Source organism: candidate division WOR-3 bacterium (assembly GCA_016926475.1).
Classification (GTDB): Bacteria; SDB-A; SDB-A; order SDB-A; family SDB-A; genus JAFGIG01.
Window position 1 is genome coordinate 23,342 of record JAFGON010000074.1, and the last position, 6,419, is coordinate 29,760.

The 6,419-nt window shown below is 42.6% G+C and carries 6 protein-coding genes and 2 tRNA genes; 4 read left to right on the forward strand and 4 right to left on the reverse strand.

What is annotated here, in order from left to right; translation table 11 throughout:
• Positions 1-9: 9 nt before the first annotated feature.
• The 4 genes from JXA84_07645 to era are packed head-to-tail and all read right to left on the reverse strand — an operon-like array spanning position 10 to position 2,434.
• Complete coding sequence (locus JXA84_07645) at positions 10-864, reverse strand: hypothetical protein (GenBank protein ID MBN1151073.1); 855 nt, start codon at positions 862-864, stop codon at positions 10-12.
• Between the two features lie 9 nt (positions 865-873).
• Positions 874-1,338: a DUF192 domain-containing protein gene (locus tag JXA84_07650; protein ID MBN1151074.1), complete on the reverse strand. Its 465-nt coding sequence runs from the start codon at positions 1,336-1,338 to the stop codon at positions 874-876.
• Positions 1,328-1,537, reverse strand: a complete 210-nt coding sequence (locus tag JXA84_07655; protein ID MBN1151075.1) for a hypothetical protein — start codon at positions 1,535-1,537, stop codon at positions 1,328-1,330. Before JXA84_07655 ends, JXA84_07650 begins: the two co-directional genes overlap by 11 nt.
• Before the next feature lie 9 nt (positions 1,538-1,546).
• Positions 1,547-2,434 carry a GTPase Era gene (gene era / locus JXA84_07660; GenBank protein MBN1151076.1) on the reverse strand — a complete coding sequence of 296 codons (888 nt, stop codon included), beginning with the start codon at positions 2,432-2,434 and terminating at the stop codon, positions 1,547-1,549.
• A gap of 200 nt (positions 2,435-2,634) precedes the next feature.
• Here era and JXA84_07665 point away from each other — a divergent pair, with 200 nt between their 5' ends.
• The 4 genes from JXA84_07665 (at position 2,635) to JXA84_07680 (ending at position 6,302) form a co-directional block, all read left to right on the forward strand.
• Positions 2,635-4,464 carry a hypothetical protein gene (locus JXA84_07665; protein MBN1151077.1) on the forward strand — a complete coding sequence of 610 codons (1,830 nt, stop codon included), beginning with the start codon at positions 2,635-2,637 and terminating at the stop codon, positions 4,462-4,464.
• Between the two features lie 65 nt (positions 4,465-4,529).
• Entirely contained in the window at positions 4,530-6,068 is a 1,539-nt protein-coding gene (locus JXA84_07670) for a hypothetical protein (GenBank protein ID MBN1151078.1), read from the forward strand.
• A gap of 49 nt (positions 6,069-6,117) precedes the next feature.
• Positions 6,118-6,200: transfer RNA gene (locus JXA84_07675), tRNA-Ser, on the forward strand.
• 14 nt (positions 6,201-6,214) lie between these two features.
• Positions 6,215-6,302, forward strand: a tRNA-Ser gene (locus tag JXA84_07680).
• The last annotated feature ends 117 nt before the right edge of the window (positions 6,303-6,419 follow it).

Genomic DNA, 6,419 nt, shown 5'->3' on the forward strand with positions numbered 1-6,419 from the left:
CTCTCCGTTTCAGTTTATTCTAATTTTTCTGTAGCTGACGTAAGTCGCCGCCGGGAATGTGTAATTTCCTATTATAGTGTCTATGTTGCCCGGCAAAATTATTGTGTCGTAGAGTAAAATATTGCCGCTTACGGTATCGAGATTCAGAGCCTGAACATAAACGGTCATGTTTCCAGTGTTGAAAAAATTGGCGGGAATATCGACTTGGTTGACCGCGTATGGCAGAGGTATAGGCAGAGGGCCAAATACAGAAGAACCCGTTATCTGTACTATTCCGAGGGCAGGCCTTGTCGTTATCGTTCCATAGTTAGTTGTCCACCTCAGAGTCAGTTTCCCGGCGTTTTGTATGCTCGAGAGGGATATGACCGTGTCCGACGCCGAAGGGTAAGACATGTCTATGTATGGCATAACAACGCTGCCGTTAGCTTCACCCTGATCCGTTTTGAATTTGATAGAGTAAGTCTGGCCGATTTCAAATGGATAGAGAATGTCGGGGGGATAGAGGGGTAAAGCCATTGTAGGCAAATAAAAACTGTCTAAATCCGTGAAACACTTCAGAAAAACCGAATCTCCGCCCGATTGCTTGAAATAGATATGAAGGCCGTTTACATCGGCATTCCCTCTCATGACCTTTGAGAAGGCAGTTCTGAGGTTTCCGCTTACTGGTAGCTGATAAGGTAGTCCCGGGTATTCATCAGGAAAATAGCCCATGAGGTAATAGATCTGAAGTCCGGTTCCACCCTGTGCCGGGTCAGTCGGTTCCCACCTCTTCGGCTCTTCTACCGGGTTTGTCGTGCTCTTGGAACAAAAAGTAAAAGAAAAAACGAGTAAAGACGCCAGCGATATAGTTAAAAAAAGACGCATAGACACCTCCTATTCAGTGAATTTTATCTTATCTCCGAAAACTATGTTGCGCTCTTTAAACCAACCTCTGTTCACCTCGAGGGCGTATTTTGCGTCAAAGTCTGAAGCAACATTTTCGGTCGAATAAGGTATTAAACTTTCGATTTCCATTATCACCATTGAAGAATCGATAAAAGCTATGTCGAGCTCGATTTTTGTGTTTTTCATCCAAAAATACAGTTTTGTCGGTCTGTCGAAAACAAACAGCATACCCGCATTCTGTTGAAGGCTGTCCCTGTACATTAAGCCTAAGGATCTTTCGTTTTCATCGTCGGCAATTTCGACCGAGAGGGTCTCGTCGCCGACGACAATGAGCGTCTTCTCAAATGAAAGACCGTAGTAATCCGGCTTGAAATCTTCATTCTGCAATTCTCTTTCAACCGGGCCTCTGCAGGAGATAATGACAAAACAAAGGATGACAAATCTAATTTTCATCTTTCTTTTTACTCTGTATTACAAGCGCGTCCAGAAGTATTCCCTCTTCTATCCATCCTTCATCTATGAGTATCTCACCGATTTTCTTATCTTCTCCCTTTTCTTTTTTTTTCTTTTGCGTCTCAAGGGCATCATTTAAGGTTTTTTCGTCTAAGTGCCCCTGTTCTATTAGAATGGATCCTATCAAAATTCGGCTCATTAAAGCCTCCTAATCATTGTACCCAAGTTTAGATATTTTTTCAGAATCATCTTTCCAGTTTTTCATCAGTTTGACAGACAAATCCAAAAAAACGCTTTTTCCCAAAAAACTTTCGATCTTTTCCCTTGAGACGGTGCCGAGTTTTTTTATCATTTTTCCGTTTTCGCCTATTATGATGCCCTTTTGGGATTTTCTTTCTACATAAACAGAAGCTTTTATGTAATGTTTTTTTCTTTTGTCTCTTTCCTTGAAATCATCAATCACCACAGAGACCGAATAAGGTATCTCCTTTTCGTATATATCAAAACAAGTCTCTCTTATAATTTCAGAGCAATAAAACCTTTCGTTTCTGTCCGTGATATCGTCTTCTTCAAAATATTTAGGACCCTGCGGAAGCAGTTTCACGACTGACTGTATTAGCTTTTCTGTGTTGTCGCCCTGAAGGGCTGAAATCAAGATTATATCTTCAAAATCCCTTTTTTTTCTCCAGGAATCTATCAGTGGTAAAAGTTTTCTCTTGTCTTTTATTTTGTCTATTTTGTTTATGCACAAAACCGATGGAGACATCAAACTTTTCGATAGGTCGACGTCTTTATCAATAGGCTCGACAGGTTCTGTGACATAGATAGCCACATCGCAGTCTTTTATGGTTTTTTGAATTTGATTTGCCATGTGTTTCTGTAGTTTGTATTTTGGGTCTATAAATCCAGGTGTGTCAATAATTACAACCTGATACTGGTTTCCGTTTAAAATCCCGAGAATTCTGTTTCTTGTCATTTGGGGTTTTTTTGAAACTGGTGAAAGTTCAAAATCCAAAATTTTATTCAACAATGTTGATTTGCCGGCGTTGGGCAACCCGAATATTCCAGCGTATCCACTTTTAAAAATCTCTTTCATGACTTCATCTTCTCAATATTCAATCCCTATTGTCAAGATTTCTGTGAAAACGCTTTTTTTCTTAATGCACAAATTTTGTGCTAAAATATACCCATGAAATCAGCCCAAATGATAAATTCTTCCGTTTCGACGCAATTTAAAACTTGAGTGAATTTAAGGCATGTATATTGCTTACTTTATTTAAGAATAAAGGAGGCGCTATGAAGAAAATAAATTTCATATTTTCCCTGTTTTTACCGGCTCTGATTTTTTCAGACCAGCTACCCGCGAGGATGAGCGTGGTCACCGGAGAAGCTATAATCCAGAAATCTTATTCAGAGAGTCCTGAGTATGGAATAGCAAATTTACCAGTGGAAGCCGGTGATTCAATTTTTGTCAAAAGCGGTTATGTCGAAATTGACATCGAAGACGGATCTACTCTCAGAATCGGAGAAAACTCTTCCTGCATCATCATTCATACTGGAAAGAATGAAGCGGATAATTCTGTTTCCACTAGAATTTACGCCAACTTCGGAGAATTTGAGCTGTTTTCTTCCACAAAAGAAAACACCAAGAGTTACCTCGACCTCGAGACGGATGTCGGGATCGTCACGTCTTTCCCAAAGGGAGTATTTCGCATAAAAGTAGGTCTGAACGGTGAAATTGAAGCCGAAGTGATAAAAGGGACAGGAGCATACAAGACGAAAAGAGAAGAAAAACTTCTCGAAGCCGGTGATTTTGTCACAATAAATTCTTCCGGAATAGGTTCGATAGTGAGAAGACCTGTATCTGAAAATTCAAACATTTCTTCAACTCCCTACAAACCGGCAACGTATGAAAACCAGAACTCACCGAGCAGAGCTTATGTTCCAAAGGAAATTGAGAGCAGCGCGAGAACACTCGATGAAAACGGGACATGGATCTACGTGTCTTCTCATGGATATTGCTGGAGACCTAAAGTGTACGTCACCGATTGGAAGCCCTACTACGACGGTGAATGGGTTTGGACGATAGGTTGGGGGTGGACGTGGGTGTCCTATGAACCTTGGGGATGGTGGACATACCATTACGGCCACTGGGTCTATTCAAGAAGATGGGGTTGGGTATGGGTTCCCGGTTCAAGCTGGTACTCCGCGAGGGTAGTATGGTGGTGGGGACCCGGTTGGATCGCTTGGTATCCCTATCCGTATTACTGGTGGTATCCCTGGTACTATGATAACTGGTGGGTCTGTGTTACCCGGGAATCCTTTTACAGGCCTCGGTACAGATATCATGACCCCCTGTACGGTTTCGTCGGAGACAAACCTACAAGAACTTACGATCTTGTTGACGTAAATCCCCGGAACAGCGATGGACTTATGGTCAGCCAACCTCTTGACCCGGAACTCTCTTTGAGGACACCTGTTGAAGAAGGGGAATTGACCACGAGAAACCCGGAAAATCCTCTACGGGAAACCCCTGAATTGTCCAGGGGCGACATTCAGCCTGTAAGACCGGAAACCGACACGAGAAGCCCTGTAAATGAAAGGCTTCCTGTGACCGACTCGAGGACAAACAGCGACTTGACTTCGAGAAACACCGGAAATCTGACTACAAGCAGACCGGTCAACGAGAGAACTCCGACAATAAATTCTGACATGACTCCTCCCAGACAAGGAAACATAACTTCCCGTAACACATCAAACACCATAACGACGAGTCAACCGACGACAAGGACAAATCCGACGACCGACAACAGACCTGAAACGGACAACAGAAACTACACTCCACCCACGAACACCAGACCCCAGACTGACGACGACAACCGCAACTACACTCCTCCCACGAACACTAGACCCCAGACTGACGATGACAACAGTAATTACACACCGCCGCAAAACAACAACCAAAATGATAACAGCAATGAAAGGAGAGACAACAACCCTCCTCAAAACACTGACAACCGGCAACAGAACGACGATGAGAGAAGAAACAATCCTCCTCAAAATCAGAGGCCGCCTCAAAGGGAACAGGAAGAAAGAAGACAAAGTCCAAGAAATAATTCAAGGTAAAAAAGAGCTCAATCGAGAAAAACCCCTCCCTCACGGAGGGGTTTTTCGTTAAAATATTCCAAATTATGCCAAAGAAACATATAGCAACTATAACTTTGCTCTGGATGTTGTGGACAGCCGTTTTTTATGGTTTCGTCTTCGACGACATCTACATTTCATGCAGATACGCCGAAAACCTAAGAACAGGAAACGGAATGGTCTTCAACCTTGGAGAGAGGGTCGAAGGTTACACGAATTTTCTCTGGACGTTGTTTTGTGTGCCTTTCACTGCTGCTGGTGGCGACCCCGCAGTATACTTAAAAATACTTTCAATCGCGTCCGCTCTGGTTCTCGTGTTCGTTTTTTACAGCTCTTTAAGAGAATACTGGGGATCGACGGACAAGGCGTTTATAATGGCTCTTTTTTTGAGCGCTTCCCCTTATTTCGCGGTTTGGGCTCATCCGGGTATGGAGACCACTTTTTTTTCTTTGGTTGGTTTTTTGTCGGGATATCTGATTTTCAGAAAAAAATATTTCTGGGGGTTTTTAGTCTCGTCGACCTCCCCTTTGATCAGACCCGAAGGATACATATTTTTTCTATCCGCGGTTTTGGCTTTTCTGACAGTTCAGAGGCCTTTTAAAATCACAAAACTTTTAAAATACCTTTTCTTTCCAGTTCTCATTCTTATTTTATACAACACCTGGAGATTTTTATATTTTGGGGATCTTTTACCCAACACATATTACGTCAAAATGTCAGGGGGGCTTCTCAGGATAATCCCCGGAGCCGAAATGATAGTAGTAGGTCTTTTACTCGGAGGTACCGGATACTTCTTGTTCCTGGCTTTTACAAACAGAAACCGGGATTTTTTTACTTTGTATTCAGTAATTGTCTCGTGGTTATTTTTCGCATACAGTGTCAGTGGAACTCCGGATTTTTTTACCACTTACAGACTGTTCACCCCCTCATTACCTTTTATCCTTTTCGCTTCCGCGCACAAAATTTCTTTGAAAAATAAAATTTCAAAGATTTTCCTTTATTCCCTTTTGGCGTTGAATGTCATAACGGTACTTTTAATAGGCTTCTTTTTCAGGGAAATGAAACCATCTCTGGAAAGAGCACACGGAAGTATAGCCCTGATTCTCAATAAAGAGGCATCTAAAGGAGATGTCGTGGTCTCACAGGAGATGGGTCTTATACCTTATCGAAACCCCGACCTCTATTTTTACGACGTCATTGGACTGGTGACAAAAGATGTCTCGATGAAACTATTCCAGGAAGGAGTGAGCCCTTTTACGATGTACCTGCTTTCCAAAACTCCAGAAGGCCTTGATAGGGTGCAGAAACTTAGATCCGAAATGAGAGACATGATCTTTGAAATAGAGCCGGATTGGGTCATTACCGTCGCTTACCCTTCTTGGAGCGAAGGGGGTAAAATATGGGAAGAACCTAATTCGAAATTATCGAAAGATCTTCTCGTATCATATTCTTCTCAAAACGTTTTCTTCTACAACCTTCTGTTTGATGACAGATTTTGGGAAAGGTATGAACTAGTCAAAGTGTTCCCTTCATACAGAATATACTATGTCCTGCTTTTCCAAAGGAAACCCGAAACTGTTGACTGAAAGTATTTGACAGAGGGTTAAAGAGATTATATAAAAGTGGACAAGCTTTGGAGAGCTAGTCTAATGGTAAGGCACCGGACTTGAAATCCGGCGGAGGGAGACCTCTTGGGGGTTCGAGTCCCCCGCTCTCCGTGGACTGTTTTTTAGGAGAGGTGGCCGAGCGGCTGAAGGCACAGGTTTGCTAAACCTGCGTAGGAGAATATCCTACCGAGGGTTCGAATCCCTCCCTCTCCGAAAATAAATTCCACAAATTTATTTTTGGTAGTTCGCAGCTGTGCTGTGAGCTTATGAAGTAAGCGGGAGGGAATGGTTTACCGAAGGTGAAGCACATCCCTCCCTCTCCGAAAATAA

Coding starts and splice junctions, on each gene's coding strand:
- JXA84_07645 (MBN1151073.1), bottom strand. CDS start 864: ATGCGTCTTTTTTTAACTATATCGCTGGCGTCTTTACTCGTTTTTTCT.
- JXA84_07650 (MBN1151074.1), bottom strand. CDS start 1,338: ATGAAAATTAGATTTGTCATCCTTTGTTTTGTCATTATCTCCTGCAGA.
- JXA84_07655 (MBN1151075.1), bottom strand. CDS start 1,537: ATGAGCCGAATTTTGATAGGATCCATTCTAATAGAACAGGGGCACTTA.
- era (MBN1151076.1), bottom strand. CDS start 2,434: ATGAAAGAGATTTTTAAAAGTGGATACGCTGGAATATTCGGGTTGCCC.
- JXA84_07665 (MBN1151077.1), top strand. CDS start 2,635: ATGAAGAAAATAAATTTCATATTTTCCCTGTTTTTACCGGCTCTGATT.
- JXA84_07670 (MBN1151078.1), top strand. CDS start 4,530: ATGCCAAAGAAACATATAGCAACTATAACTTTGCTCTGGATGTTGTGG.